Here is a 23,857-nt window from a genome sequence, read left to right as displayed (position 1 = left end):
ATCTATGAAGCTCAATTGTGATTTAGGTGAAAGCTACGGTGCATGGCAAATGGGTAATGACGCTCAAATCATGCCATTAATAGACCAAGCTAATATTGCTTGTGGATTTCACGCCGGCGACCCGCTTATTATTCAACACACTATTATACTGGCGGTTACGCATAACGTGTCAATTGGTGCACATCCGAGTTATCCCGATATCCAAGGTTTCGGCCGACGATCTATGGCCCTAAGCGAACAAGAGCTAATTGCCTGCTTTCATTTTCAACTCTCTGCATTAGCGGGTATGTGCCAGGTACAAGGTGCAACGCTAGATTATGTAAAACCTCATGGCGCTTTATATAACGACATGATGCGAGAAAAGGCGATATTCCAAACGCTCTGTAAGGCACTCAGCCAATTCAACGATCAATTACCGTTAGTTATTCAAGCAATTCCAAATAATGAGTTATTTATCGCAATTGCTCAGCAGTACGGAATAACCCTAAGGTTTGAAGCATTTGCTGATCGTAACTACCAAGACAATGGCTTATTAGTTCCTCGAACTGAGTCTAACGCTGTGCTGACCGATCCCGACCAAATCAGTCAGCGCGTTAAGCAATTAAGTTCAACCGGCAATCTTTTAAGTATCAATGGAAAACCATTAACTCTTCAAGTTGATACGTTATGTGTACATGGTGATACTAATAATGCGATTGAGATAGTAAAAAAGCTCGCTGAATCCTAATGAGCTGTCTTATTACTCCAACTCAAGTAACCATTGAATTTACCAGTGAAGATACTGTTTTACTGACTTGGCCTGAAATAATTGATAATCAACAACATCAGAAAATTCTTTGGCTAGATGCACAACTTAGCAAGGTTTTGGCGGAAATTGTGTTAGACAGTGTTATTGGTTTCAATAGCATAATGATTGTCTACCAACCTCAATTAATTTCATTGCTAAAATTAAAAACCGTAATCACACAGCTAATATCAAAAACTCCTGAACGCTTCGAGGCAACAATTGGCAATACGATCAAGATTCCCGTTTATTACAGCACCGAATCTGGCTGGGATTTGGCACAAGTAGCAAAGAGCACCAAGCTAACCAAAGAACAAGTAATTAACCTGCATAGCAATGATATTTACCGAGCATATGCCCAAGGGTTCACGCCTGGATTTTGCTACCTTGCAAAGCTAGCGAACCAATTAACACTGCCTCGCAAGAAAGTACCTCGAACAAAAGTACCTGCAGGTGCAGTAGCAATAGCAGGCCAACAATCTGCGGTATACCCAGAAGCAACGCCCGGCGGCTGGCATATTCTAGGGCAAACACCATTACCCATGTTTCAAAAAACAGGCTCTGGGCTTATAACGACGATTAAGGTGGGTGATCTTGTGCAATTTTATCCAATCACCAAACAAGAATTTGAAGATCAAGGTGGACAGCTAATAAGTGAGCAAGCTTAATATGCCAACAACTTCAACCGCCCTAATCGTAACTAAAGGCCAAGAGCGCATCTCTCTACAGGATTTAGGCCGTCAACAAAATCTATCGATAGGCGTACCTAGCTCTGGGGTTGCCGATGAACACGGTTACCTAAGAGCAAATCAATTGCTCGGCAATAAAGCCAATGCGCCTGCATTAGAGATAATGTTAGGTGGTATTCAATTTACCGCACAGGTCGACTGCTTCATTGCGATCTTTGGCATTGCTCCCGAAATTAATGTCAACGACAAAGCAGTACCGCATTGTCAAGCGCTTCAGCTAAAGTCAGGTGACCAAGTGTCGATTTCACCGCTCAAGCAAGGAATTTATTGCTACCTTGCAATAACAGGTGGCTTCTTTAGCTCTACATGGTTTGAAAGTGTCGCAGGGCAATGTGAACACCAAACGAGTTATCAAGTTGAAAATTCACAAATAAAAACAGGCTTAACAAAAAGTGATGAGTCATTCGCGACTAAGAAAAACAAGCAATTAATACAAGCTAGCCGAAACTTTTATTCTCAGGAAAAGCTTATTACTCGATTTATTCCTAACACACTATATGAGCACTTGGATGATGCGATAAAAAACGATATTCAATCACTCACTTTTGTTATTGATAACCAATCCAACAAGATGGGATATCGTTTAAACAGAGAAAGCGAGGAAATCGCACATGCAAATCGAATATTTGATCATATAACACAGTTAACGGGCGACTTATCGAAACCAGTAAACTTTGGCCAAATACAGTTACCCAGTGATAAGCAATGGATTGTATTAATGAAAGATCGCCAAACCATGGGTGGTTATCCAACGATAGGCACGATAATGAAAACAGATTTATTTCGCTTAAGTCAGATGCGCCCTGGTCAACAAATTTCATTTATCCCAATTAGTGTTGAACAGGCGCAAATGCAACTTTCAATGTTTTATCAAAAACTAAATTTGATTAAAACACCTTTAAAATGAACTCTATAGTTAATTGAGTGATTGTAAGTCGTAGCTTTTCATCATTGACCACTATAAAATACTGCGGCTTTAAATTTCTGAGGTTATTTCGTGCTTTTAATGATCGATAATTACGATTCATTTACTTTCAATCTTGTCCATTATTTCCAATCACTTGGCCAAGAAGTAAAAGTTATTCGTAACGATGAAATGACCGTAGAGGAGATAGCTCTGCTGGCGCCAGACTATTTAGTTGTTTCTCCTGGGCCATGTAACCCTGATAAAGCGGGAATTTCTTTAGCAGCTATTGGACACTTTGCTGGCAAAATACCTATTTTGGGCGTTTGTTTAGGGCATCAGGCTATCGCACAGCACTTTGGGGCGACCGTGGAAAAAGCAAAAAAAGTGATGCACGGTAAAACTAGCCACATTCAACACTGCCAAGCAGGGTTGTTTTCGTCCCTTAATCTGCCATTAGAGGTCACTCGCTACCATTCACTCATTGTCAATAAACAGTCCTTGCCCAAAGAATTAAAAATAACGGCATGGACGACAAATGAAACTGATGAATTTGAGGAAATCATGGCGTTAGAACACAGACATTTGCCCATTGCCAGCGTACAGTTTCATCCTGAATCGATTTTAACTGAACAAGGGCTTGCGCTTTTGAAAAACTTCTTGGCACAATACCCAAGTTAATCTCCGGTAAATTAATGTATTAATTTACTTTGTCGATATATATTTAGTTAGTTTTAAAATAATAATTCACATTCATGCAGCTTTTTGAACAACACGAAAAAACTTGGACCATTTATCAACGCTATATTAGCTTGATGATTAATAAAGACTTTGCACAGAAAAAAAATGGTGCCGTGGTTGTTTCCGCACAACAAGATAGCGAGCAAGCCAACCGTCGACGTGAGTTATTAGATGTAGAAGAAGAAGCTAATAAGAATAAAATCATCAAAGCGCACGGTGAACAGCACTTTCGTAATCAGGTGATGACCAAGTTTTTCACCAAAGTTGGCGTCGAAATAAATACTGAGTTTGAAAATAAAGAACACTTCTATCAAAAGTTTCTGTGTATTGAAGACGCAGCTCCAGCCATTTTAGAGTTACTTTCATTAAGGGCTGCTTCGATTAACCGAATCACTCCGTTAGTGAGCAGCTTAAATTGGTTATGTGATGACGTCATCAATTTAGTCAATAAGCCACAATATCGAAAGCGTGCTGATGTAAAAGTTACCGATGCAAATTTAGCAATTAGTTACGTTGGCTTAGAAAATTTAAAATTGATCATGCCAACCTTTATCCTAAAACATTGGTTGCCAATAAGTACCGCCCCCTATCCGCTAATGAAAAGAAAGCTATGGAATGATAGCTTATCTGTAGCATTGGCTTCCCGAGTACTAGCTGAAGCACAAGGTGTTGATTGGTACAGAGCGTTTTGCGCAGGCATGTTGTCTAATGTTGGCCCGCTAGCCGTAACCCGTTGTTTTCTAAATAAATATAACGAATTGTATAATATTGACATTAAAGAAGCATATGACAACCGTGATAAACGATTACACGACGCGTTAGTCAGTTTAGAAGACTCTCCAGAATTACTGCTAGAGCAGTTATGTACTCGCAGCTATAAAGTAGGGGCAGATTTGATTGAATTAATGAACTTCGATCGATTACCAATCACAGAGCCACTTTTCGATTTAGCGTTTTCACAAAACTTATCTCAAATGAGTGACATTGCTAAAATAGTTACTAAAGCAAAAGCTTACGTAGTTTTTCGAACGTTAGCTAAAGAAGATTTAATCGATAACGATGAAGCCAAAGCGTTTTTATCTGCCGCCAAAATAACCGCTGCTGACATCGCATTATTGAAGAAAAGTGATATCGATCACATCAAGTTGAGCTTCAAATAACACCAAATAAGCAGCCATTCCATAAAAATTCATCAGATTTTTTTTTGATTAGTTATGAAAACTAATCATAAGGTAGATATTTGCAATCCTACTTGCTAGCCCTACCTACAGCCTAATTACAGGATAAATTGACGTTATAATAGTTATGCAGCTTAGGTGCATAAATCTTTGAAGCTCCCGTATTTATTGGGCTACAGCACACCACAAACGAGACAAACGGTTAAAAATCTGCCATACTGTGCGTCTAAATTTTAAGATAAATCTAGTAAAAATTACTACAAGCCCATAAGTAGAGGAGATACAAATGTCGAACCATTTTCCTGTCGACCGCGCGTTATTTGATGATGTAATGGTGCCTAACTACGCACCTTCAGCTGTTATTCCAGTTCGCGGTGAAGGCTCTCGAGTTTGGGATCAACAAGACAAAGAGTTTATTGATTTCGCCGGCGGTATTGCAGTTAACTGTTTAGGTCACTGTCACCCTGCACTAGTAAGTGCATTAAAAGAGCAAGGTGAAAAAATTTGGCATTTATCAAATGTAATGACTAACGAACCAGCATTACGTTTAGCTAAAAAATTAGTCGACAATACTTTTGGCGAAAAAGTGTATTTCGCTAATTCTGGTGCAGAATCTAACGAAGCAGCATTAAAGCTAGCTCGTCGTTGGGCACTAGATAACTTTGGTGAGCAAAAGTCACAAATCATTTCTTTCAAACAAGGTTTCCACGGGCGTACTTTCTTTACCGTAACGGTTGGTGGTCAAGCGGCATACTCTGACGGTTTTGGTCCTAAGCCTGGCGATGTTGTTCACGCTGAATACAACGACCTAGATTCACTGAAAGAAATAATGTCTGACAATACTTGTGCAGTAATGATGGAACCATTACAAGGTGAAGGCGGTATCGTTTCACCAACAAAAGAGTTTGCTGAAGGTGTTCGCGAATTATGTGACCAACACAATGCATTACTTATTTTTGATGAAGTACAAACAGGTGTTGGCCGTTTAGGTACTTTATATGCATATGAAGGTTTAGGTGTTACCCCTGACATTCTAACGACTGCGAAAGCATTAGGCGGCGGCTTCCCTATTGGCGCAATGTTAACGACAACAGAAATAGCTAAGCACCTTAAAATTGGAACTCACGGTAGTACATACGGTGGTAACCCATTAGCATGTGCAGTTGCAGAAGCAGCATTTGATACAGTGAACACTCCTGAAGTTTTAGCTGGTGTAAATGCGAAAGAAGCGCTTTATCGTGATGGGTTAAATGCGATTAATGAAAAATACAATGTATTCTCAGAAATTCGTGGCAAAGGTTTGCTTATCGGTGCTGTATTAACCGAAGAATATAAAGGCCGCGCAAAAGACTTCTTAGTTGCCGCAATGGAAGAAGGTGTAATGACCTTAGTAGCTGGTGCAAACATCGTACGTTTCGCTCCATCTCTTGTGATTCCAGATGCAGACATTGCCGAAGGTTTAGCTCGCTTTGAAAAAGCCGTTGCTAAACTAGCTAAGTAATCGTTAGCGATATTACCTACTCTTGCTAGCTAGCGCTGGCAAGAGCCCTTTATTCACCGAGAAAATCTTATGATTATTATACGCCCTATTCAAGCTAGCGATTATGATGATTTACATCGAATTGCTGTCGAATCAGGACACGGTTTTACATCACTACCGGTCAACGAAGAACTACTGAAAAAGCGCATCGAGCATTCAGAAAAGTCTTTCAATGTAGAAGTTACGCAACCAGGTAACGAAGGTTATCTTTTTGTCATGGAAGACACTAAAACAGGTGCCGTTGTAGGTACTAGCGGTATTGAAGCTGCGGTTGGTTTAGAAGATGCTTTTTACCACTACCATTTAGGCAAAGTGGTTCACAATTCACGTGAACTAGGTATCTACAATACTGTTGAGACCTTATCCTTGTGTAATGATTACACAGGTGCATCTGAAATCTGTACGCTATTCTTAGGCGAAGGACACCGTAAGAATAATAACGGTCGTTTTTTATCACGTTTTAGGTTTTTGTTTATGGCTGAACACGCTGAACGCTTTGCTGATACCGTAATTGCCGAAATGCGTGGTGTTTCAGACGATGATGGCCGTTCACCTTTTTGGGCTTGGCTAGAAGAGCACTTCTTCTCAATTGATTTTCCAACAGCAGATTACTTAACTGGTATTGGTAAAAAAGTATTTATTGCTGAATTAATGCCTAAATATCCAATTTACGTCAATCTATTAAGTAAAGAAGCGCAACTAGTGATCAATAAGGTACATGAAAAAACGGTACCTGCACTAAGATTACTAGAAGCAGAAGGGTTTGCTCGTCGCGGTTATGTCGATATTTTCGATGGTGGCCCAACAGTAGAAGCAAATAGAAATAGTATTAGGGCTGCTGCTGACAGCCAGAAATGCCAAGTCATCATTGGCGAAGTGTCAGAGCAAAATAAATTTATTATTTGCAATAGCAAGGTTAAAGAATTCAGAGCAACTCAAGCCGCAGTTTCGCTTCGCGAAACAGCCAATCAAGTCGTTATCAGCCAAGAAGCGGCCGATGCAATACTTGTAAAAGAAGGCGATTGGGTTCGCATTGTTGCTAATTAACGGTTAAGAGGAAGTAAAATGACTCAACCTATTCAATATATTAATGGACAATGGCTAGCTGGCCTTGGACATGAAGTTTCATCATTAAACCCGGCAAAAAACGAAGTTATTTGGCAGGGTAATACAGCAACGCCGGCGCAAGTTGACGAAGCAATCAATGCAGCTCGTGCAGCTTTTCCAAGTTGGTCAATGCGAAGCTTAGAAGATCGCATTGCTGTGATCGAAGCATTTGGTAAGCAGTTAGAAGAAAATAAAGAAGCAATGGCTCGCACTATAGCCGAAGAAACGGGTAAGCCATTATGGGAAACCCGCACAGAAGCAGGTGCGATGATAGGTAAAATTGGCCTTTCATTAAAATCTTACCATGAGCGCACAGGCACAGTGGAAAACCCAATGCCTGGCGCAAAAGCATTTATTCGTCACAAGCCTCACGGTGTTGTAGCTGTTTTTGGCCCTTACAATTTCCCTGGCCACTTGCCAAACGGTCACATAGTACCTGCGCTAATTGCCGGTAATACTTTGGTCTTTAAACCGAGTGAATTAACGCCTAAAGTAGCTGACTTTACATTGAAGCTATGGGAAAAAGCTGGCTTGCCAGCAGGTGTAGTTAACTTAGTTCAAGGTGAATTAGAAACTGGTAAAGCATTAGCAAGTCATCCGCAAATTGACGGCTTATTTTTCACGGGTTCATCGACAACAGGTAAATTATTACACGAACAATTTGGTGGCCAACCGGGCAAAATTCTAGCGTTAGAAATGGGTGGTAATAATCCGCTTATCGTTAAGGACATTACCGATGTTGACGCTGCTGTTCACGAAATCATTCAATCAGCATTTATTACCACAGGTCAACGCTGTACTTGTGCGCGTCGCTTATTTATCAAAAATGACGCTCAAGGTGATGCTATTATTGCCAAGCTTATTGAAGTGACAAAGGCGATTAAAATTGGTCACTTCGATGATGAAACTCAGCCATTTATCGGTTCGATGATTTCAGAAAGAGCGGCGTTAGGCTTAGTAGCTGCACAAGCACAATTAGTAGAGCTTGGCGGAAACAGCCTTGTAGAACTAAAACATTTAGAAGCGAATACAGGATTTGTATCACCAGGTATTATTGATGTTACGTCAATTGATGCTATGCCAGACGAAGAGCACTTCGGCCCGCTACTAAAAGTTTTCCGTTATGATGATTTTGATGCAGCGATCAAAGAAGCGAACAACACCAGCTTTGGTTTATCTGCCGGTTTATTAGCTGATAGCAGAGAAGACTACGATTACTTTTTCACTCGTATCCGTGCCGGAATTGTTAACTGGAACAAGCAAATCACTGGTGCAAGCGGAGCTGCTCCATTTGGTGGTATTGGTGACAGTGGCAACCACAGAGCTAGTGCTTATTACGCCGCAGACTATTGTGCTTACCCAGTGGCTTCAGTAGAAACTGACAAAGTTGCTCTACCTGCAACACTTAGCCCAGGCTTGTCCATATAGTTTAATTAGCGCCTGTCTATCGATGGGCGTTTTTTTATTTAAAATTTATTTGAGTAATTGCTTTAAAATCGTTTAAAATATCGACTATGACGATTCAATATCAAATTCAAACAGCGGCAAGACGCCCCTCGTTTTTCAAAAGTATCGACCAAATCTAGATTTCTGACGTAAAGTTAGCGTTTGCTTTCGTCATCAAAAAACCGTTCAACGAATTGCTTACGCCGACTCTGTTCAATCCTTATTTTTAGTTTTATTAGGAAACGCTATGACTGCGCAAGTTACACAATTATTTAATAACATTTGGAAAAATTACCTAGAAGTTACCCCTTCTGCCAAGCAAGTACATCAATTACTAGGCTCTGGTAACGACGTGATTAATGATCATGTCGCTTATCGCACGTTCAACATTGATAAAGTGAGCTTAGACAAGCTAGCTGCACACTTAATTAAGCTAGGTTATGAAGAATGTGGTGAATATCACTTCGAAGCAAAAAAACTTTACGCTAAACATTTTGAGCATCCAGATACTACACAACCAAAAGTATTTATTAGTCAGTTGCTTGTAGAAGAGTTTTCAGAAGAAGCTCAAGCAATTATTCACAAGCTGGTTGAACAACTGCCAGAAGAAGCAGTTGCTGCAGAAGACTTTTTATATTCAGGTAAACAATGGAATGTAAGCTTTAGCGACTATCAAACGCTATTAGCAGAAAGTGAATATGCCGCATGGTTAGCTGCATGGGGTTATCGTGCAAACCACTTCACGGTAAGCATTAATCACTTAGAAGATTTTGAAACCATTGACGCGGTTAACAGTACATTAAAAGCAGGCGGCTTTAAGCTAAATGCCACCGGTGGTGAAATAAAAGGTGATGAAACTGTAAAGCTTGAACAATCTTCAACAATGGCAGATCACGCTGATGTACAATTTAGTGATACAAAAGTAGCAATTCCAAGCTGTTTCTATGAGTTTGCTAAACGTTATCCTTTAGCCAGCGGCGAACTATACACTGGCTTTGTCGCTGCATCTGCTGACAAAATATTTGAAAGTACTAACGCTGCGGCGTAATGAGAATCAAGTAATCAAAGAGCCCACTATAAAGTGGGCTTTTTTATTTGTACGTAATGAACTAACTTGCTATAACTTAGTTAAAAAGAGTAAAGTAAAACATTAACTAATAAGCAGTAAATCTAATCATGGTTACCGATACCGAAGGTTACGTTCATATAATTGAATATCTCACCGAGCATTTAAGCCTGTTTGAGAATGCAACTAATGCCAGTTCGGATGAAACGGTTATGGAAGTAATCGAGCAGGAATTAAGCGAACAGATAATTCTTGTTTGTAGCCAAAATGAAGATTTAACGTTTAATCAGCGTAATATGATTATTCGAGAAGTTGATTCCATGCTTTATGATCTTCAAGAAATTCTCTCCGCAGTAGTGAATAACCCAGTCTCAGCTAATCAACGCGAATTTATTAAAGAATTCGCGACACTAATTAAAAATTTATTCGATACAGAAATTCATAACCTTCCTCATTAATTACCATAAATAAAAAAAAGCAATTTATTCATTTTCATTAAGCCGATAGAATCCTTCTGGTAACCAAAAAATTGAATACAGAGGCAAAAATGAAAGCAACAGTGAAATGGATTGGTGAAGAACTTTTCCTAGGTCAGTCAGAAAGTGGTCACTCCATCGTATTAGATGCAAATGGTGGTGAAACAGCACCAAGCCCTATGGAAAATGTACTGATCTCATTAGGCGGGTGTTCCTCGGTAGACGTTGTAAGCATACTTGAGAAAGCGCGTCAGAATGTTTCAGCGGTGCGTGTAGAGTTAGATGGAACCCGCGCTGACGCTGTACCAGCACTATTCACTAAAATTCATCTACATTTTGTCGTCACAGGCAAAGGAGTAGCTGAAAAGCATGTAGCGCGCGCAGTCGATTTGTCGGCAGATAAATATTGTTCTGTTGCGTTAATGCTCAATAAAGCGGTTGAAATTACTCACGATTTCTCTATCGTCGAACAGTAATAATGTTGTAAAAGGGTTGGTAGATATTACTTGCCCTTTAAGTTAACGACGATTTGCCTTACTTTATCTTCATCAACTAGCTGTTTAGATACACGCTCAACGGACGACATATCTATTTTACTAGTAGCAAGCGATTCGTTAACCACTAAGCGCCAAAAACTATAGGGCATGTTTTCTTTGTCATTACTAGCTGCTGCCAACGAACTATAATAATAGAGTCCACAATCGTACAGCTCTTTATACTTTCCATTATTGGAAAATTCTTCTAACGCCAATGTTTCTAGTGATGTGACACACGACTTAGCTGCGCGGTTGATGCGTTCTTCAACATAAGACTTAGCTTCTGGATAAAAGTTTAACAGTAATACGCTCGCTAGATAATCGGCATGCCCTTCGTGAATCCAAGCATTTGCGTTGTCAATATTCATTTGTTCAATGCCCTGAAATATATGAACGGCTTCATGAGCATAAAACCAGAGCAAATCGAAGTAGTCTAACTTTCCGAGCTTACCGTACCAGTGCATAAAAATCTGATTAGGCAATACACCGCCCTGCCTTCCATATTTGTCATCTGAGTTTTCACCTAATGACGCAAACAACGTTGGTTTTTGTTCCAATGGCCTAATTTTATTTGATAATAGAGCGAAAGCTTTAGGTAGAAATTGGTTGAGCGTAGTTGTCACCTTATCCGGCAAAGAGGGGTCAACAACTGCTAATAAATTAGCGAACTCACTCGGCGCTAACCCGCCTACATAGACTTTTTTACCATCGTTGTAGTCATACCAACTTGCGCTACCATTTGTCACCATTCCATCAATGATAATTGTTTCATTTTTTGGTGCCGTCAGCCTGATATACCATAAGTTTTCAATGCCAGAACAGAGCTCTGGACATGCAAAGAACCTTGCACTATGAAATAACATTGAGCCGTCTGAAAAAGGTGAAAATGGCGCGTAATACTTTGGTAAATGAATATAAGTTGGCGTTAAACTAAAACTAACCTGTGTAAATTGACCGCCATCACGCCTAAATAACGTATCTAAACCGTTTGATTGCCTGAACTCAAAACCTTTATCGACGATCCGCCACCTTTCCAGTCTTGAATCATCTTTGGTTATTGCCAGTTGCAAGCTACTAATAGGTGCTTTACTTCGGTAGGTAACTTTCCAATTGTTTGCACTATCCTTTGAAATGTCAGTAATCAATATATTTTTGGCACAAGTGATAGTCGAAAATATTGTCGTTAAAGTAATAGCTATCCATGCGACAAAAGCTTTCATTTACAAATCTGACATCCAGTCGAGTTGCTTATTTGCTTCAGCTTTTTTATCCATTAAATCTCTAATTAGCGGAGTAAGGATCAACTCCATCGCTAAGCCCATTTTACCACCTGGCACCACTAAGGTATTTACACGGGACATAAAAGCACCATCAATCATCGACAGGTAAAATGGAAAATCTACATTTGTCGAATCTCTAAATCGAATAACCACAAAGCTTTCATCAAGTGTAGGTATTGCCTTTGCACTAAAGGGATTAGAGGTATCTACTGTCGGTACTCGCTGGAAATTTACGTGGGTACGAGAGAACTGTGGCGTAATGAAATTAATGTAATCATCCATAGAGCGCACAATGCTATGAGTAACTGCTTCTCGACTATGGCCACGCTGGTTGGTATCTCGAATGATTTTTTGAATCCACTCCAAGTTAACAATAGGTACCATTCCAATAAGTAAATCTACATGCTGAGCAACATCATTTTTTTCGGTTACAACGCCTCCGTGTAAACCTTCATAAAACAGCAAATCAGTTCCTTCGCCAAGTTCTTCCCAAGGAGTAAATGTTCCAGGCATTTGGTTATAAGGGACTGCCTCGTCAAACGTGTGCAAGTAGCGACGCATACTGCCTTTGCCGGTTTCTGAGTAGTCCTTGAATAATTTCTCTAAGGCATCAAAGTCATTGGCCTGATCGCCGAAATAACTAATGTTGCGTCCTTCATCTCTCGCTTTACGTTTCTCTAGGTCCATTTCTTGGCGAGAAAAACGATGAAAGCTATCCCCTTCCACTTTCGCAGAGGAAATCCCTAAGGTTCGAAATATATGTTCAAACGACTCTGTGGTCGTAGACGTACCAGCTCCAGAAGAGCCCGTTACTGCAATTATTGGATTTCTTGAAGACATCTATAGAGTATCAGTTAGAAATTAAGCTGAGATTGTTATACGGTGATTTAATTAGGATAGCAAGAAAACACATCTGATATTTGCTATCACGAGGTAAAATCCATTTTATTTTAGGCAAAAAAAACGGAGCCAAGGGCTCCGTTTTTACTTCTTCAATCTTTCGATTTAAGCTTCTGCGTTAGCTTCTTCAGCCGCTTCAACTGCTTCTTCAACAGCTGGGCGGTCAACTAGCTCAACATAAGCCATTGGTGCTTTATCACCAGTACGGTAACCACATTTTAAAATGCGAGTGTAACCACCTGGGCGTTCTTGGTAACGAGGACCAAGTTCGCTAAATAAAAGACCTACAACTTCTTGATCACGTGTACGAGCGAAAGCTAAACGACGGTTTGCTACGCTGTCAGTTTTTGCCAATGTAATTAATGGCTCAACCACGCGACGTAATTCTTTAGCTTTAGCAACAGTAGTTTTAATAACACCGTGCTTAACTAAAGAGCTTGCCATATTGCGGAACATCGCTTGACGATGACTGCTATTACGGTTTAACTGGCGACCGCTTTTACGATGGCGCATAAGTTAATCCTTCTCTACTATTAGTTTACGATATCGATTTAGTCGTTATCAGCGATGCTTTCTGGTGGCCAGTTCTCTAGGCGCATGCCTAAAGATAAACCACGAGATGCTAAGACATCTTTGATCTCAGTAAGTGACTTCTTACCTAAATTAGGCGTTTTAAGAAGTTCAACTTCTGCACGTTGTACTAAATCACCGATATACTGAATTGCTTCTGCTTTTAGACAGTTCGCTGAACGAACAGTAAGCTCAAGGTCATCAACAGGACGAAGTAAAATTGGATCAAATAGAGGTTTCTCTTCTTTTTGTTCCACTTCTGTCACATCACGTAACTCTACAAACGCATCTAGCTGTTCAGCTAAAATTGTTGAAGCGCGACGGATTGCTTCTTCAGGATCTAACGTACCGTTAGTTTCCATGTCGATAATTAGCTTATCTAAGTCTGTACGTTGTTCTACACGCGCAGAGTCAACGTCATAAGCAATTCTTGCTACAGGACTGAATGAAGCATCAACCAATAAACGGCCAATTGCTCTTTCTTCTTCTTCGGCTTCGCGACGAGCAGAAGCTGGAACGTAACCACGACCCATTTCTACCTTGATACGCATGCTGATAGAGCCGTCACCAGTTAGGTGACAAATTACGTGCTCTGGATTTGCAATTTCTACATCACCATCATGCTGAATATCAGCAGCCGTAACAGGGCCTTCACCAGACTTAGTAATCGTTAGAACAGCTTCATTTTTGCCTTCTAAACGAACAGCAAGTCCTTTAAGGTTAAGTAGTATTTCGATGATGTCTTCTTGAACACCTTCTTTACTACTGTACTCGTGTAATACGCCATCAATTTCAACTTCAGTTACAGCACAACCTGGCATTGAAGATAATAAAATGCGACGTAAGGCGTTACCTAAAGTGTGACCAAAACCACGCTCTAATGGCTCTAAAGTAACTTTAGAACGTGTAGGGCTGACAGTTTCAACATCTACTAAACGTGGTCTTAAGAATTCGGTTACAGAACCCTGCATTATGTCCTCTCTTAAAGTTCAGCTTTACTTAGAGTAAAGCTCGACAATCAACTGTTCATTAATTTCAGCAGACAAGTCTGAACGCTCTGGAATACGTTTGAAAACGCCTTCCATTTTCTTATTGTCTACTTCAACCCAGACTGGCTTCTCGCGTTGCTCGGCTAACTCTAAAGCAGCAACAATACGTGCTTGAGTCTTAGATTTTTCACGAATAGAAACCACATCTTCAGCTTTAACAGTGAAAGATGGAATATTTACAACAACACCGTTTACTACGATAGCTTTGTGGCTAACTAGTTGACGAGCTTCTGCACGAGTACTTGCGTAACCCATACGGTAAACTACATTGTCTAAACGAGTTTCTAAAAGAGCTAACAAGTTTTCACCTGTGTTACCTTTTAGACGTGCCGCTTCTTTATAGTAGTTACGGAATTGCTTCTCTAATACACCGTAAATACGACGTACTTTTTGTTTTTCACGAAGTTGTACACCATAGTCAGATAAACGACCGCGACGAGCGCCGTGCTGACCTGGAATAGTTTCGATTTTACATTTAGTATCGATCGCGCGAACACCAGACTTAAGGAATAAGTCGGTACCTTCACGACGGCTAAGTTTTAGCTTAGGACCTAAATATCTTGCCATTTTCTTTCTCCAACTATCCTATTAAACGCGACGTTTCTTAGGAGGACGACAACCATTATGAGGAATAGGTGTAACGTCAGTAATGTTGGTGATTTTAAAACCAGCAGCATTTAAGGCACGGATAGCAGATTCACGACCTGGACCTGGACCTTTAACGAACACTTCAATATTCTTCAAACCAAACTCTTGTGCAGCTTTACCGGCACGATCTGCAGCTACCTGAGCAGCAAAAGGGGTAGATTTACGTGAACCACGGAAACCTGAACCACCTGCAGTCGCCCAAGATAATGCATTACCTTGACGGTCTGTAAGAGTCACGATTGTGTTGTTGAAAGAAGCATGGATATGAGCCATGCCATCAGCAACTTGTTTTTTTACGCGTTTACGCGTACGAACTGGAGTTTTAGCCATGTCTAATTACCTCGTTACTTTTTAATAGGCTTACGAGGACCTTTACGGGTACGCGCATTTGTTTTAGTGCGTTGACCACGTAGAGGTAGACTGCGACGATGGCGAATACCACGGAAACAGCCAAGGTCCATCAGACGCTTGATGTTCATTGAAACTTCACGGCGTAAGTCACCTTCTACAGTGTACTTATCCACTTCTGCACGAAGCAAATCGATTTTAGCTTCGTCTAATTCGCTGATCTTTGTAGATTCTGCGATACCGGTTGCCGCCAAAATTGCTTTTGAGCGAGTTAAACCGATACCGTAAATCGCAGTAAGGGCAATTACTGCATGTTTACGATCAGGGATGTTAATGCCAGCGATACGGGCCACTAACACATCTCCTATATTAAATATTAATAACAACAGGTTGAAAAGCCCGTTAGGATACTCAACCTGACTCTTTTTTGCAAAGCGAAGCGGCATTATACAGAAATATCTACATAATGCCACTTCTAAAAGATTTAGCTTGCTAAAGGTTTAAATTAACCTTGGCGTTGCTTGTGCTTAGGGTCGGTTTTACAAATAACACGAACCACACCAGCACGTTTTACAACTTTACAGTTGCGACAAATCTTTTTTACGGATGCACGAACTTTCATCTTACTACTCCGTTAAACCTTATCGACCGTAGCCTTTAAGATTAGCTTTTTTAAGCACGCTGTCATATTGATGAGACATCAAATGAGTTTGTACTTGTGCCATAAAGTCCATGATTACTACCACGATGATCAGTAATGACGTACCGCCAAAATAGAACTGAACATCCCAAGCAATCATCATAAACTCAGGAACCAAACAAATAAAAGTAATATATAACGCACCTGCTAAGGTTAAACGCGTCATTACTTTATCGATATATTTCGAAGTCTGCTCACCCGGACGAATACCCGGAATAAACGCACCAGACTTTTTCAGGTTATCTGCTGTTTCACGCGGGTTGAAAACCAACGCCGTGTAGAAGAAGCAGAAAAAGATTATTGCAGCAGCTAATAGCATTACGTACAAAGGCTGACCCGGAGAAATTGCCATAGACATATTCTGGAAGAAATCAGCAACCGCACCATCACCTTGTCCAAACCAGTTCGCAAGCGTACCAGGGAACAAAATAATACTTGAAGCGAAGATTGGCGGTATAACACCGGCCATATTCACTTTGAGCGGTAAATGAGTACTTTGCGCAGCAAACACTTTACGACCTTGTTGACGCTTTGCATAGTTAACAACGATACGTCGTTGACCACGTTCAACAAAAACCACAAAGAATGTCACCGCAAATACAATTACTGCAATTAGCAATAATACTAATAAGTGCAATTCACCTTGACGCGCCATCTCTGCCGTTTGACCAACAGCTGATGGCATACCAGCAACAATACCAGCGAAAATCAAGATAGAGATACCATTACCGATACCTCTTTCTGTAATCTGTTCACCTAACCACATTAAGAACATGGTACCAGTTACTAACGACACTACTGCCGCAAAGTAGAAACCCATACCTTCGTTAATAACGAGGCCAGGCATCATTGCTGGTAATCCACGTGCAATCGCGATTGATTGTACAGTTGCTAGTACTAAAGTACCGTAGCGAGTGTATTGGCTGATCTTACGACGTCCAGCTTCACCTTCTTTCTTAAGTTCAGCCATAGTTGGATGAACTACAGTTAATAACTGCATAATAATCGAAGCTGAAATGTACGGCATAATACCAAGTGCCAATACAGAGGCACGCTCAAGTGCACCACCAGAGAACATGTTAAACATTTCTACAATGGTGCCCTTTTGTTGTTCAAACAACTGAGCTAATACAGCGGCGTCAATACCAGGAATTGGCACAAATGATCCTAATCTAAACACGATAAGTGCTAGAAACACGAACCATAATCTTTGTTTCAGCTCGGTTAAACCACCTTGAGCTTTATCCATACCTGGTGTAGCCATATTCTGTATTATTCCTCGATTTTACCGCCAGCAGCTTCAACGGCTGCACGTGCGCCTTTAGTAATACCAATACCACGAATTGTTAACGGTTTAGTGATCTCGCCAGATAGCATGATCTTAACTGTTTCAATGTTACGCGTGATAAGGTTAGCGTCTTTTAGCGTGTGAATGTCAACAACATCGCCTTCGATTTTATTTAACTCGTGTAAACGAACTTCAGCGTGAACTAAAGACTTACGAGAAGTAAAACCAAATTTAGGTAAACGTTGTTTTAAAGGCATTTGACCGCCTTCGAAACCTGGACGTACACTGCCGCCAGAACGAGACTTCTGACCTTTGTGACCACGACCACCAGTTTTACCTAAACCAGAACCGATACCACGACCTACACGTTTCTTGGCTGATTTAGCGCCTGGTGCAGGAGATAATGTATTTAAACGCATAATTAGTCCTCCACCTTTATCATGTAATGTACTTGATTAATCATACCACGTACAGAAGGAGTATCTTCTAACTCAACTGTATGATTGATACGACGTAAACCAAGGCCACGTAATGTAGCTCTGTGCTTCGGTATACGACCGATAGAGCTTTTAACTTGAGTTACTTTAACTGTTTTAGCCATGCTTAATTACCCCAAGATGTCTGCAACGTTTTTACCACGCTTAGCAGCAACGGCTTCTGGCGATTTCATGTTCGCTAGAGCACCGATTGTTGCGCGTACAACGTTGATTGGGTTAGTAGAACCGTATGCTTTTGACAATACGTTCTGTACGCCAGCTACTTCAAGTACTGCACGCATCGCGCCACCGGCGATGATACCTGTACCTTCAGAAGCAGGTTGCATGTAAACTTTAGAACCTGAATGACGACCCTTGATAGGGTGTTGAAGAGTAGTACCCTTCAAGTCAACAGTTACTAAGTTACGACGAGCCTTTTCCATTGCTTTTTGGATTGCAGCAGGTACTTCACGTGCCTTACCGTAACCAAAACCAACGCGGCCATTACCGTCACCAACTACAGTCAATGCTGTAAAGCTGAAAATACGACCACCTTTAACCACTTTTGAAACGCGGTTAACAGCGATTAGCTTTTCAGCCATATCTGTTTGTTGTTGTGTGTTTTCTACATTAGCCATGATCAACTCCTAGAACTGAAGGCCAGCTTCACGAGCTGCTTCTGCTAACGCTTTTACGCGACCGTGGTAACGGAAACCAGCACGGTCAAATGCAACAGACTCAACGCCTTTTGCTTTTGCACGTTCTGCAATTGCTTTACCTACAGCAGTAGCTGCAGCAATGTTACCAGTTTTTTCAACTTGTGCTTTTACTTCTTTATCTAAAGTAGATGCTGTAGCAATTACTTCAGAACCAGTTGGAGCGATAAGTTGAGCGTAAATGTGACGAGGAGTACGGAAAACGACTAAACGATTCGCACCCAACTCGCTGATTTTTGCACGTGCACGCTTTGCACGGCGTAAACGAGATGTTTTCTTATCCATCGTATTACCCTACTTCTTCTTAGCTTCTTTACGGCGAACGTGTTCGTCATCGTAACGGATACCTTTACCTTTATAAGGCTCTGGCTCACGGTATGAACGAATGTTTGCAGCAACTTGACCAACTAACTGCTTGTCAGCGCCTGTAAGCACAACTTCAGTTTGAGTTGGAGTCTCACACTTAACCCCTTCAGGGATAGCGTGATCAACTGGGTGAGAGAAACCTAGAGAAAGGTTTAAGCTCTTGCCAGCAGCTTTTGCACGGTAACCAACACCGTTAAGGATTAATTTCTTAGTGAAGCCTTTGCTTACGCCTTCCACCATGTTATTGATGTTTGCGCGAGCTGTACCAGCTTGCATCCACGCAGCTTTTGACTCTTCAGCAACAGTAGTAACAATTGCGTTTTCTTCTTGAGAAACGCTTACTAAACCGTTGATTGTACGAGTTAATTCGCCTTGAGGACCTTTAACAGTAATGTCTTGACCTGATAACGTAACAGTAACGCCAGCTGGAATTGACACAGGTGCTTTTGCAACACGAGACATATTCTTGCTCCTTACGCTACGAAACCAATGATCTCGCCACCAAGGCCCGCAGAGCGAGCAGCGCGATCAGTCATTAAACCTTTAGAAGTAGAAACAATAGCAATACCCATGCCTGCTAATACTTGAGGAATCTCTTGAGAACCCTTGTATACGCGAAGACCAGGACGTGAAACACGTTTGATTGTTTCGATAACTTCTTTACCTTCGAAGTATTTCAATTCTACGTTCAACTCAGGTTTAACACCTGCTTCAACGTTAAAATCAGAAATATAACCTTCTTCTTTAAGCAAGTTAGCAATAGCTACTTTAAGCTTTGAAGAAGGCATAGTTACTACAGTTTTAGCTGCAGATTGACCGTTACGGATGCGTGTAAACATGTCCGCGATAGGATCAGTCATCATAATTGCTTTCTCCTTATTACCAACTAGCTTTCTTAAGACCAGGTACTTCACCACGCATCATGTGCTCACGCAACTTGATACGACTTAAACCGAATTTACGTAGGTAGCCATGTGGACGACCTGTAACGTTACAACGGTTACGTTGACGTGAAGAACTTGAATCTCTAGGTAAAGATTGAAGTTTTAATACAGCATCCCAACGCTCTTCTTCAGAAGAATTTACGTTTGAGATGATTTCTTTAAGTGCACGGCGCTTTTCTGCGTACTGAGCCACTAATTTAGTGCGCTTAGCTTCGCGTGCTTTCATAGATGATTTAGCCATAACTCTACACCTTATTTCTTAAACGGGAAGTTAAAGGCAGTCAGCAAAGCACGACCTTCCTCGTCAGATGCCGCAGTAGTAGTGATAGTAATATCCATACCACGGATCTTGTCGACTTTATCATAGTCGATTTCAGGGAAAATAATTTGCTCACGTACGCCCATGCTGTAATTACCACGGCCATCGAACGATTTAGGGTTCAAGCCACGGAAGTCACGGATACGAGGAACCGAAATAGAGATTAAACGCTCTAAGAATTCCCACATACGCTCACCGCGTAGAGTTACTTTTGCGCCAATAGGGTAGCCATCACGAATCTTGAAGCCAGCAACTGATTTGCGTGCTTTCGTGATTAAAGGCTTTTGACCTGAGATTGCAGTAAGATCATTCGTGGCGTGTTCCAATACCTTCTTATCAGATATCGCTTCACCAACACCCATGTTAAGGGTGATCTTTTCAATCCGAGGGACTTGCATGACACTTTTGTATTCGAACTTCTTTTGAAGATCTGCAACAACTGTATCTTTGTAAAAATCATGCAGTTTCGCCATCGTTTACTCCAATAATTAAACTAATTCGTTATTAGATTTGAAGAAACGAACTTTTTTGCCGTCTTCAACTCTAAAACCTATACGATCTGCTTTACCCGTTGCTGGGTTAACAATCGCTACGTTTGAAACGTGGATAGGTGCTTCTTTTTCAATGATGCCGCCAGCTTGCTGTAACTGAGGTACAGGCTTCTGGTGCTTCTTAACTAAGTTAACGCCTTCCACAAATACTTTGCTGTCTTCAACAAGAACTTTAGTAACTTTACCAGTTTTGCCCTTGTCTTTACCTGCAAGTATGATTACTTCATCATCACGACGAATCTTAGATGCCATTATCGTGACTCCTTATAGTACTTCTGGTGCTAGTGACACGATTTTCATGAACTTTTCAGTTCTTAATTCACGTGTTACTGGACCGAAAATACGAGTACCAATTGGCTGTAAGTTAGCATTTAACATTACTGCCGAGTTGACGTCGAAACGAATGGTTGAACCATCTGAACGACGTACGCCCTTTTTAGTGCGCACCACTACCGCGTTTAAAACATCACCTTTTTTAACTTTGCCGCGAGGAATTGCTTCCTTAACTGCAACTTTGATGATATCGCCAATGCGTGCGTAGCGACGGTGCGAGCCACCAAGGACCTTTATACACTGTACACGCTTAGCGCCACTGTTATCAGCAACATCAAGCTGTGATTGCATTTGGATCATTTTTTATGTGCTCCGCTATTTATCTAATTTAGATAGAAATTCAAGGCCAGAAATTTGACCCGTCACTGCCTTTAAAACCCAACCGGAATTCGGCGGGCGCGAGATTATAACACCACCATTTTTAAAATGGTACTTTATTTGTACAATTTATTTAACAGGCGAAATAGGTGGTGCTTTAGTGACAATGTTTAATGCTTTTCACCACTAAAGCGTTACGTAAAAAATGATGTAAGGGCTAGCTTTGAATAATTCAAGGGGTGTAAATATTAGTGACCCTAATGATGGTCGTGACTCGCTGCTATATGGTCAAAGGTTATTTGCTCAAAACTTAGTACTTCTCCGCCGAATTGCTCCGCGAACGTTTGAGCTATACCTTTATCACCAAATGTAGCTAATGTTGAGCCCATTGCTCCTTTCTGACTCGAGCCAACGACATACCAAGCAGCTTCAGCATTAATCATCAGCTCGTCGTCTGGAGTTTCCCACGGTACAGTACCCATATCATGAACCAATAATGTTTTTACATTCCGTTTATTTTCAGGATCTAAGTAGTAACTAAATAAGTCACGAGTAGAGCAAAACTTTCGCACGTGCGTATCTGTTTTACTGGTGGCGGCACCTTTGGGTCCAGCAAAGCCTTCGATAATCATGCCGCATAAATGACACTCGTCCGCACTTTCAAATGCCACTGCTTTCAGCACAGTTTCTTCTTTACTTTCTCCACCACAACTTATCGATAAGCAGGTGATTAAGGTTATTAATACGGCTCTAAACATAGACATTAAATTTTACTCTTCTTAAATATGAAATTGGCGATCGTTAACGGCATAATTACCCATAATAATAGTGTGACAAATAACTGGGCAGGTGAGGCACTTGTTTGAATGGTCATCGCTAACACACCATTTACGTCTGTTGCATCAAGCGCAGCAAAATTAACCAATCTAAAAACATCTGCTGGATTAAGTAACATAATATAAGTTAACCCGTGTTGTGATATCACATCTTCCGTGCCGACAAGAACGGCTAACAGCGCCAAGTCAAACACTAATGCGAAGAAAAACCACAAAACTAAAGCTAAGCCTGCAGCTTTAGACTTCTCATTTACTAGCAAGCTAATTAAATAGGCCAATGCAGTGAAGCTTAAACCTAACAATATTGCAGAAGAAATAAACAACGTAAAAGCTGGTGCTACGTTTTCAATGCCTTGCTGGTAAGACAGCAATGCTGCTGACGTGCCAAAACCAAGTAACGTCGCTAACGCAATTATCCCGCCTTGTCCGACAAACTTTCCAATCAATAGCTGGGTTTTACTTATGGGATAAGTTAAGAGTAAAAGTAAAGTACCCGATTCTTGTTCGCCAACAAAACTGTCATAACTTACGAGCAAAGCAATTAATGGGATTAAGAAAACCGCTAGACTCGCTAAACTCGCTATCGTAGATGACAATGACGCCACACCTATGCTACCTGAAACTACCGTACCGTAATAACTTAGTCCAAGTGATAACACGGCAAAGATTAAGGTAATTGATACAAACCACCTATTTCTTAGGCCGTCATGAAACTCTTTATTAGCGACAATAAAGACCTTATTCATTTGAGCCCCCTGTTGATTTGCTTTCACGCAATATATGGTTTGGTTGCTCTTGTCCAATATAGTGTTGATAGAGCTGAGTAAGCGTGGCAGGAGAAATACTCACATCATTTAACGCTTCGTGCTCAAGAAGCTTTCTTAACACTGTGACTTTTGCCGATTCTGGCACTAGCAACATTTTCTGCTCTTCACTCCAGTATTTACTGAGTATGCTATCCTCAACTACTGCACCATTAACGCCTTGAGGTTTGATACTCACTTGCAGTTCCGCTTGTGCTCTCAGATCAGCTAATGAACCGATGGCTAGTTGCTTACCTTGAGAAAGTATCATTGCTCTATCGATATGCTGCTCGACTCCTGGTAATACGTGTGAACATAAAATAATACTCGCACCATGTGTTTTCAGTTGATCAACAGTTTGATAAAACTCATTAGTGGCTATAGGGTCAAGTCCAACTGTTGGCTCATCCAGTAGTAGCAATTTCGGATTACCAATAAATGCTTGCGCCAAACCTAAACGCTGACGCATCCCTTTCGAGTATGTTTTAACTTGTCGATTGTGGGCGTGAGATAACCCTACTTGCTCTAGTAAAGCTAAGGCATCTTGCTTGTTATACCCTTTTAGCCTTGTAAAGTAAGTAAGCACCTCCAAACCTGTAAGGTGTTCATAGAAGCTAACATTTTCTGGCAAATAACCTATTTGACTACGCATATGCCAAGCTTCTTGGCTCGTAGGTGTTACGCCAAATACTGAAACGTCCCCTTCGCTTGCCGAAATTACACCGAGAATAAGTTTCATCATAGTGGTTTTGCCAGCGCCGTTATGACCAAAGAGTCCCAAAACTTCGCCTTCAGGTAGTACAAGGTCGATGCTTTTTAAAGCATCAACATTGTCATAACTTTTACCTGCACCTTTTAAGGTAACTACATTTTCTTTCATAAATT

At 40.9% G+C, this 23,857-nt stretch carries 33 protein-coding genes; 11 read left to right on the top strand and 22 right to left on the bottom strand.

Going from position 1 to position 23,857, the window contains the following annotated elements:
• The first annotated feature begins 4 nt into the window (after nt 1–4).
• From HII17_RS08900 to HII17_RS08850, 11 genes are all read left to right on the top strand, one after another.
• Nucleotides 5–727 (top strand): 5-oxoprolinase subunit PxpA, encoded by a 723-nt coding sequence (locus HII17_RS08900; RefSeq protein WP_169075025.1) that lies wholly within the window; start codon nt 5–7, stop codon nt 725–727.
• Nucleotides 727–1,452: a 5-oxoprolinase subunit PxpB gene (gene pxpB / locus HII17_RS08895; RefSeq protein ID WP_169075024.1), complete on the top strand. Its 726-nt coding sequence runs from the start codon at nt 727–729 to the stop codon at nt 1,450–1,452. Before HII17_RS08900 ends, pxpB begins: the two co-directional genes overlap by 1 nt.
• Entirely contained in the window at nt 1,439–2,440 is a 1,002-nt protein-coding gene (locus HII17_RS08890) for a 5-oxoprolinase subunit C family protein (RefSeq protein WP_169075023.1), read from the top strand. Before pxpB ends, HII17_RS08890 begins: the two co-directional genes overlap by 14 nt.
• Before the next feature lie 90 nt (nt 2,441–2,530).
• Nucleotides 2,531–3,118 (top strand): anthranilate synthase component II, encoded by a 588-nt coding sequence (locus HII17_RS08885; RefSeq protein ID WP_169075022.1) that lies wholly within the window; start codon nt 2,531–2,533, stop codon nt 3,116–3,118.
• Between the two features lie 74 nt (nt 3,119–3,192).
• Entirely contained in the window at nt 3,193–4,338 is a 1,146-nt protein-coding gene (locus HII17_RS08880) for an HDOD domain-containing protein (RefSeq protein ID WP_169075021.1), read from the top strand.
• Between the two features lie 304 nt (nt 4,339–4,642).
• Nucleotides 4,643–5,857 carry an aspartate aminotransferase family protein gene (locus HII17_RS08875; RefSeq protein WP_169075020.1) on the top strand — a complete coding sequence of 405 codons (1,215 nt, stop codon included), beginning with the start codon at nt 4,643–4,645 and terminating at the stop codon, nt 5,855–5,857.
• A 69-nt stretch (nt 5,858–5,926) separates the two neighbouring features.
• The gene (gene astA, locus HII17_RS08870) at nt 5,927–6,943 is read left to right on the top strand and encodes an arginine N-succinyltransferase (RefSeq protein WP_169075019.1); all 1,017 of its coding nucleotides are present in this window, start codon (nt 5,927–5,929) and stop codon (nt 6,941–6,943) included.
• An 18-nt stretch (nt 6,944–6,961) separates the two neighbouring features.
• Nucleotides 6,962–8,431: a succinylglutamate-semialdehyde dehydrogenase gene (gene astD, locus HII17_RS08865; RefSeq protein ID WP_169075018.1), complete on the top strand. Its 1,470-nt coding sequence runs from the start codon at nt 6,962–6,964 to the stop codon at nt 8,429–8,431.
• A 265-nt stretch (nt 8,432–8,696) separates the two neighbouring features.
• Nucleotides 8,697–9,497: a DUF1338 domain-containing protein gene (locus tag HII17_RS08860; protein WP_169075017.1), complete on the top strand. Its 801-nt coding sequence runs from the start codon at nt 8,697–8,699 to the stop codon at nt 9,495–9,497.
• A 128-nt stretch (nt 9,498–9,625) separates the two neighbouring features.
• Nucleotides 9,626–9,973: a DUF3802 family protein gene (locus HII17_RS08855; RefSeq protein ID WP_169075016.1), complete on the top strand. Its 348-nt coding sequence runs from the start codon at nt 9,626–9,628 to the stop codon at nt 9,971–9,973.
• An 89-nt stretch (nt 9,974–10,062) separates the two neighbouring features.
• The gene (locus HII17_RS08850) at nt 10,063–10,467 is read left to right on the top strand and encodes an OsmC family protein (protein WP_169075015.1); all 405 of its coding nucleotides are present in this window, start codon (nt 10,063–10,065) and stop codon (nt 10,465–10,467) included.
• A 26-nt stretch (nt 10,468–10,493) separates the two neighbouring features.
• Here the strand turns inward: HII17_RS08850 and HII17_RS08845 are convergent, their stop codons facing one another.
• The 22 genes from HII17_RS08845 to HII17_RS08740 form a co-directional block, all read right to left on the bottom strand.
• On the bottom strand, nt 10,494–11,747 hold the full coding sequence (locus HII17_RS08845) for a hypothetical protein (protein WP_169075014.1): 1,254 nt from the start codon (nt 11,745–11,747) through the stop codon (nt 10,494–10,496).
• Entirely contained in the window at nt 11,748–12,647 is a 900-nt protein-coding gene (locus tag HII17_RS08840; RefSeq protein WP_169075013.1) for a phosphoribulokinase, read from the bottom strand. It abuts the gene before it with no gap.
• A 165-nt stretch (nt 12,648–12,812) separates the two neighbouring features.
• Nucleotides 12,813–13,220: a 50S ribosomal protein L17 gene (gene rplQ, locus HII17_RS08835; protein ID WP_169075012.1), complete on the bottom strand. Its 408-nt coding sequence runs from the start codon at nt 13,218–13,220 to the stop codon at nt 12,813–12,815.
• Between the two features lie 38 nt (nt 13,221–13,258).
• The gene (locus HII17_RS08830; RefSeq protein WP_169075011.1) at nt 13,259–14,248 is read right to left on the bottom strand and encodes a DNA-directed RNA polymerase subunit alpha; all 990 of its coding nucleotides are present in this window, start codon (nt 14,246–14,248) and stop codon (nt 13,259–13,261) included.
• 24 nt (nt 14,249–14,272) lie between these two features.
• Entirely contained in the window at nt 14,273–14,893 is a 621-nt protein-coding gene (gene rpsD / locus HII17_RS08825; RefSeq protein WP_169075010.1) for a 30S ribosomal protein S4, read from the bottom strand.
• Nucleotides 14,894–14,914: 21 nt separating this feature from the next.
• On the bottom strand, nt 14,915–15,304 hold the full coding sequence (gene rpsK / locus HII17_RS08820; RefSeq protein ID WP_076420861.1) for a 30S ribosomal protein S11: 390 nt from the start codon (nt 15,302–15,304) through the stop codon (nt 14,915–14,917).
• Between the two features lie 14 nt (nt 15,305–15,318).
• Nucleotides 15,319–15,675, bottom strand: coding sequence for a 30S ribosomal protein S13 (gene rpsM, locus HII17_RS08815; protein ID WP_169075009.1), 357 nt, complete (start codon nt 15,673–15,675; stop codon nt 15,319–15,321).
• 152 nt (nt 15,676–15,827) lie between these two features.
• Entirely contained in the window at nt 15,828–15,944 is a 117-nt protein-coding gene (rpmJ, locus tag HII17_RS08810; protein WP_074496180.1) for a 50S ribosomal protein L36, read from the bottom strand.
• Between the two features lie 19 nt (nt 15,945–15,963).
• Nucleotides 15,964–17,286, bottom strand: coding sequence for a preprotein translocase subunit SecY (gene secY / locus HII17_RS08805; RefSeq protein WP_169075008.1), 1,323 nt, complete (start codon nt 17,284–17,286; stop codon nt 15,964–15,966).
• An 8-nt stretch (nt 17,287–17,294) separates the two neighbouring features.
• Entirely contained in the window at nt 17,295–17,729 is a 435-nt protein-coding gene (rplO, locus tag HII17_RS08800) for a 50S ribosomal protein L15 (RefSeq protein ID WP_169075007.1), read from the bottom strand.
• A 2-nt stretch (nt 17,730–17,731) separates the two neighbouring features.
• Nucleotides 17,732–17,911: a 50S ribosomal protein L30 gene (gene rpmD, locus HII17_RS08795; RefSeq protein ID WP_169075006.1), complete on the bottom strand. Its 180-nt coding sequence runs from the start codon at nt 17,909–17,911 to the stop codon at nt 17,732–17,734.
• A gap of 6 nt (nt 17,912–17,917) precedes the next feature.
• Complete coding sequence (rpsE, locus tag HII17_RS08790; RefSeq protein WP_169075005.1) at nt 17,918–18,424, bottom strand: 30S ribosomal protein S5; 507 nt, start codon at nt 18,422–18,424, stop codon at nt 17,918–17,920.
• A 9-nt stretch (nt 18,425–18,433) separates the two neighbouring features.
• Nucleotides 18,434–18,787 carry a 50S ribosomal protein L18 gene (gene rplR / locus HII17_RS08785; RefSeq protein ID WP_169075004.1) on the bottom strand — a complete coding sequence of 118 codons (354 nt, stop codon included), beginning with the start codon at nt 18,785–18,787 and terminating at the stop codon, nt 18,434–18,436.
• A gap of 9 nt (nt 18,788–18,796) precedes the next feature.
• The gene (gene rplF / locus HII17_RS08780; protein ID WP_169075003.1) at nt 18,797–19,330 is read right to left on the bottom strand and encodes a 50S ribosomal protein L6; all 534 of its coding nucleotides are present in this window, start codon (nt 19,328–19,330) and stop codon (nt 18,797–18,799) included.
• An 11-nt stretch (nt 19,331–19,341) separates the two neighbouring features.
• Nucleotides 19,342–19,734, bottom strand: a complete 393-nt coding sequence (gene rpsH / locus HII17_RS08775) for a 30S ribosomal protein S8 (protein WP_169075582.1) — start codon at nt 19,732–19,734, stop codon at nt 19,342–19,344.
• A gap of 13 nt (nt 19,735–19,747) precedes the next feature.
• Entirely contained in the window at nt 19,748–20,053 is a 306-nt protein-coding gene (rpsN, locus tag HII17_RS08770) for a 30S ribosomal protein S14 (RefSeq protein ID WP_169075002.1), read from the bottom strand.
• 11 nt (nt 20,054–20,064) lie between these two features.
• Complete coding sequence (rplE, locus tag HII17_RS08765; RefSeq protein ID WP_169075001.1) at nt 20,065–20,604, bottom strand: 50S ribosomal protein L5; 540 nt, start codon at nt 20,602–20,604, stop codon at nt 20,065–20,067.
• A gap of 15 nt (nt 20,605–20,619) precedes the next feature.
• Nucleotides 20,620–20,934, bottom strand: coding sequence for a 50S ribosomal protein L24 (gene rplX / locus HII17_RS08760; RefSeq protein WP_169075000.1), 315 nt, complete (start codon nt 20,932–20,934; stop codon nt 20,620–20,622).
• A gap of 12 nt (nt 20,935–20,946) precedes the next feature.
• Nucleotides 20,947–21,315, bottom strand: coding sequence for a 50S ribosomal protein L14 (gene rplN, locus HII17_RS08755; protein ID WP_169074999.1), 369 nt, complete (start codon nt 21,313–21,315; stop codon nt 20,947–20,949).
• A gap of 275 nt (nt 21,316–21,590) precedes the next feature.
• Nucleotides 21,591–22,097: a nitrous oxide reductase accessory protein NosL gene (locus HII17_RS08750; protein WP_169074998.1), complete on the bottom strand. Its 507-nt coding sequence runs from the start codon at nt 22,095–22,097 to the stop codon at nt 21,591–21,593.
• A complete protein-coding gene (locus HII17_RS08745; RefSeq protein ID WP_169074997.1) occupies nt 22,097–22,915 on the bottom strand; it encodes an ABC transporter permease in 819 nt (272 codons plus the stop codon). Before HII17_RS08745 ends, HII17_RS08750 begins: the two co-directional genes overlap by 1 nt.
• Nucleotides 22,908–23,852, bottom strand: coding sequence for an ABC transporter ATP-binding protein (locus HII17_RS08740; protein ID WP_169074996.1), 945 nt, complete (start codon nt 23,850–23,852; stop codon nt 22,908–22,910). The genes HII17_RS08745 and HII17_RS08740 overlap by 8 nt, the downstream gene beginning before the upstream one ends.
• Between the last annotated feature and the right edge of the window lie 5 nt (nt 23,853–23,857).

It is taken from the genome of Thalassotalea algicola (assembly GCF_012932965.1).
In the GTDB taxonomy this organism is placed as follows: domain Bacteria; phylum Pseudomonadota; class Gammaproteobacteria; order Enterobacterales; family Alteromonadaceae; genus Thalassotalea_F; species Thalassotalea_F algicola.
This window is presented reverse-complemented; position numbering and strand designations above follow the sequence as displayed.

Coding starts and splice junctions, on each gene's coding strand:
- HII17_RS08900 (WP_169075025.1), top strand. CDS start 5: ATGAAGCTCAATTGTGATTTAGGTGAAAGCTACGGTGCATGGCAAATG.
- pxpB (WP_169075024.1), top strand. CDS start 727: ATGAGCTGTCTTATTACTCCAACTCAAGTAACCATTGAATTTACCAGT.
- HII17_RS08880 (WP_169075021.1), top strand. CDS start 3,193: ATGCAGCTTTTTGAACAACACGAAAAAACTTGGACCATTTATCAACGC.
- HII17_RS08875 (WP_169075020.1), top strand. CDS start 4,643: ATGTCGAACCATTTTCCTGTCGACCGCGCGTTATTTGATGATGTAATG.
- astA (WP_169075019.1), top strand. CDS start 5,927: ATGATTATTATACGCCCTATTCAAGCTAGCGATTATGATGATTTACAT.
- astD (WP_169075018.1), top strand. CDS start 6,962: ATGACTCAACCTATTCAATATATTAATGGACAATGGCTAGCTGGCCTT.
- HII17_RS08860 (WP_169075017.1), top strand. CDS start 8,697: ATGACTGCGCAAGTTACACAATTATTTAATAACATTTGGAAAAATTAC.
- HII17_RS08855 (WP_169075016.1), top strand. CDS start 9,626: ATGGTTACCGATACCGAAGGTTACGTTCATATAATTGAATATCTCACC.
- HII17_RS08850 (WP_169075015.1), top strand. CDS start 10,063: ATGAAAGCAACAGTGAAATGGATTGGTGAAGAACTTTTCCTAGGTCAG.
- HII17_RS08845 (WP_169075014.1), bottom strand. CDS start 11,747: ATGAAAGCTTTTGTCGCATGGATAGCTATTACTTTAACGACAATATTT.
- HII17_RS08840 (WP_169075013.1), bottom strand. CDS start 12,647: ATGTCTTCAAGAAATCCAATAATTGCAGTAACGGGCTCTTCTGGAGCT.
- rplQ (WP_169075012.1), bottom strand. CDS start 13,220: ATGCGCCATCGTAAAAGCGGTCGCCAGTTAAACCGTAATAGCAGTCAT.
- HII17_RS08830 (WP_169075011.1), bottom strand. CDS start 14,248: ATGCAGGGTTCTGTAACCGAATTCTTAAGACCACGTTTAGTAGATGTT.
- rpsD (WP_169075010.1), bottom strand. CDS start 14,893: ATGGCAAGATATTTAGGTCCTAAGCTAAAACTTAGCCGTCGTGAAGGT.
- rpsK (WP_076420861.1), bottom strand. CDS start 15,304: ATGGCTAAAACTCCAGTTCGTACGCGTAAACGCGTAAAAAAACAAGTT.
- rpmJ (WP_074496180.1), bottom strand. CDS start 15,944: ATGAAAGTTCGTGCATCCGTAAAAAAGATTTGTCGCAACTGTAAAGTT.
- secY (WP_169075008.1), bottom strand. CDS start 17,286: ATGGCTACACCAGGTATGGATAAAGCTCAAGGTGGTTTAACCGAGCTG.
- rplO (WP_169075007.1), bottom strand. CDS start 17,729: ATGCGTTTAAATACATTATCTCCTGCACCAGGCGCTAAATCAGCCAAG.
- rpmD (WP_169075006.1), bottom strand. CDS start 17,911: ATGGCTAAAACAGTTAAAGTAACTCAAGTTAAAAGCTCTATCGGTCGT.
- rpsE (WP_169075005.1), bottom strand. CDS start 18,424: ATGGCTAATGTAGAAAACACACAACAACAAACAGATATGGCTGAAAAG.
- rplR (WP_169075004.1), bottom strand. CDS start 18,787: ATGGATAAGAAAACATCTCGTTTACGCCGTGCAAAGCGTGCACGTGCA.
- rplF (WP_169075003.1), bottom strand. CDS start 19,330: ATGTCTCGTGTTGCAAAAGCACCTGTGTCAATTCCAGCTGGCGTTACT.
- rpsN (WP_169075002.1), bottom strand. CDS start 20,053: ATGGCTAAATCATCTATGAAAGCACGCGAAGCTAAGCGCACTAAATTA.
- rplE (WP_169075001.1), bottom strand. CDS start 20,604: ATGGCGAAACTGCATGATTTTTACAAAGATACAGTTGTTGCAGATCTT.
- rplX (WP_169075000.1), bottom strand. CDS start 20,934: ATGGCATCTAAGATTCGTCGTGATGATGAAGTAATCATACTTGCAGGT.
- rplN (WP_169074999.1), bottom strand. CDS start 21,315: ATGATCCAAATGCAATCACAGCTTGATGTTGCTGATAACAGTGGCGCT.
- HII17_RS08750 (WP_169074998.1), bottom strand. CDS start 22,097: ATGTCTATGTTTAGAGCCGTATTAATAACCTTAATCACCTGCTTATCG.
- HII17_RS08745 (WP_169074997.1), bottom strand. CDS start 22,915: ATGAATAAGGTCTTTATTGTCGCTAATAAAGAGTTTCATGACGGCCTA.
- HII17_RS08740 (WP_169074996.1), bottom strand. CDS start 23,852: ATGAAAGAAAATGTAGTTACCTTAAAAGGTGCAGGTAAAAGTTATGAC.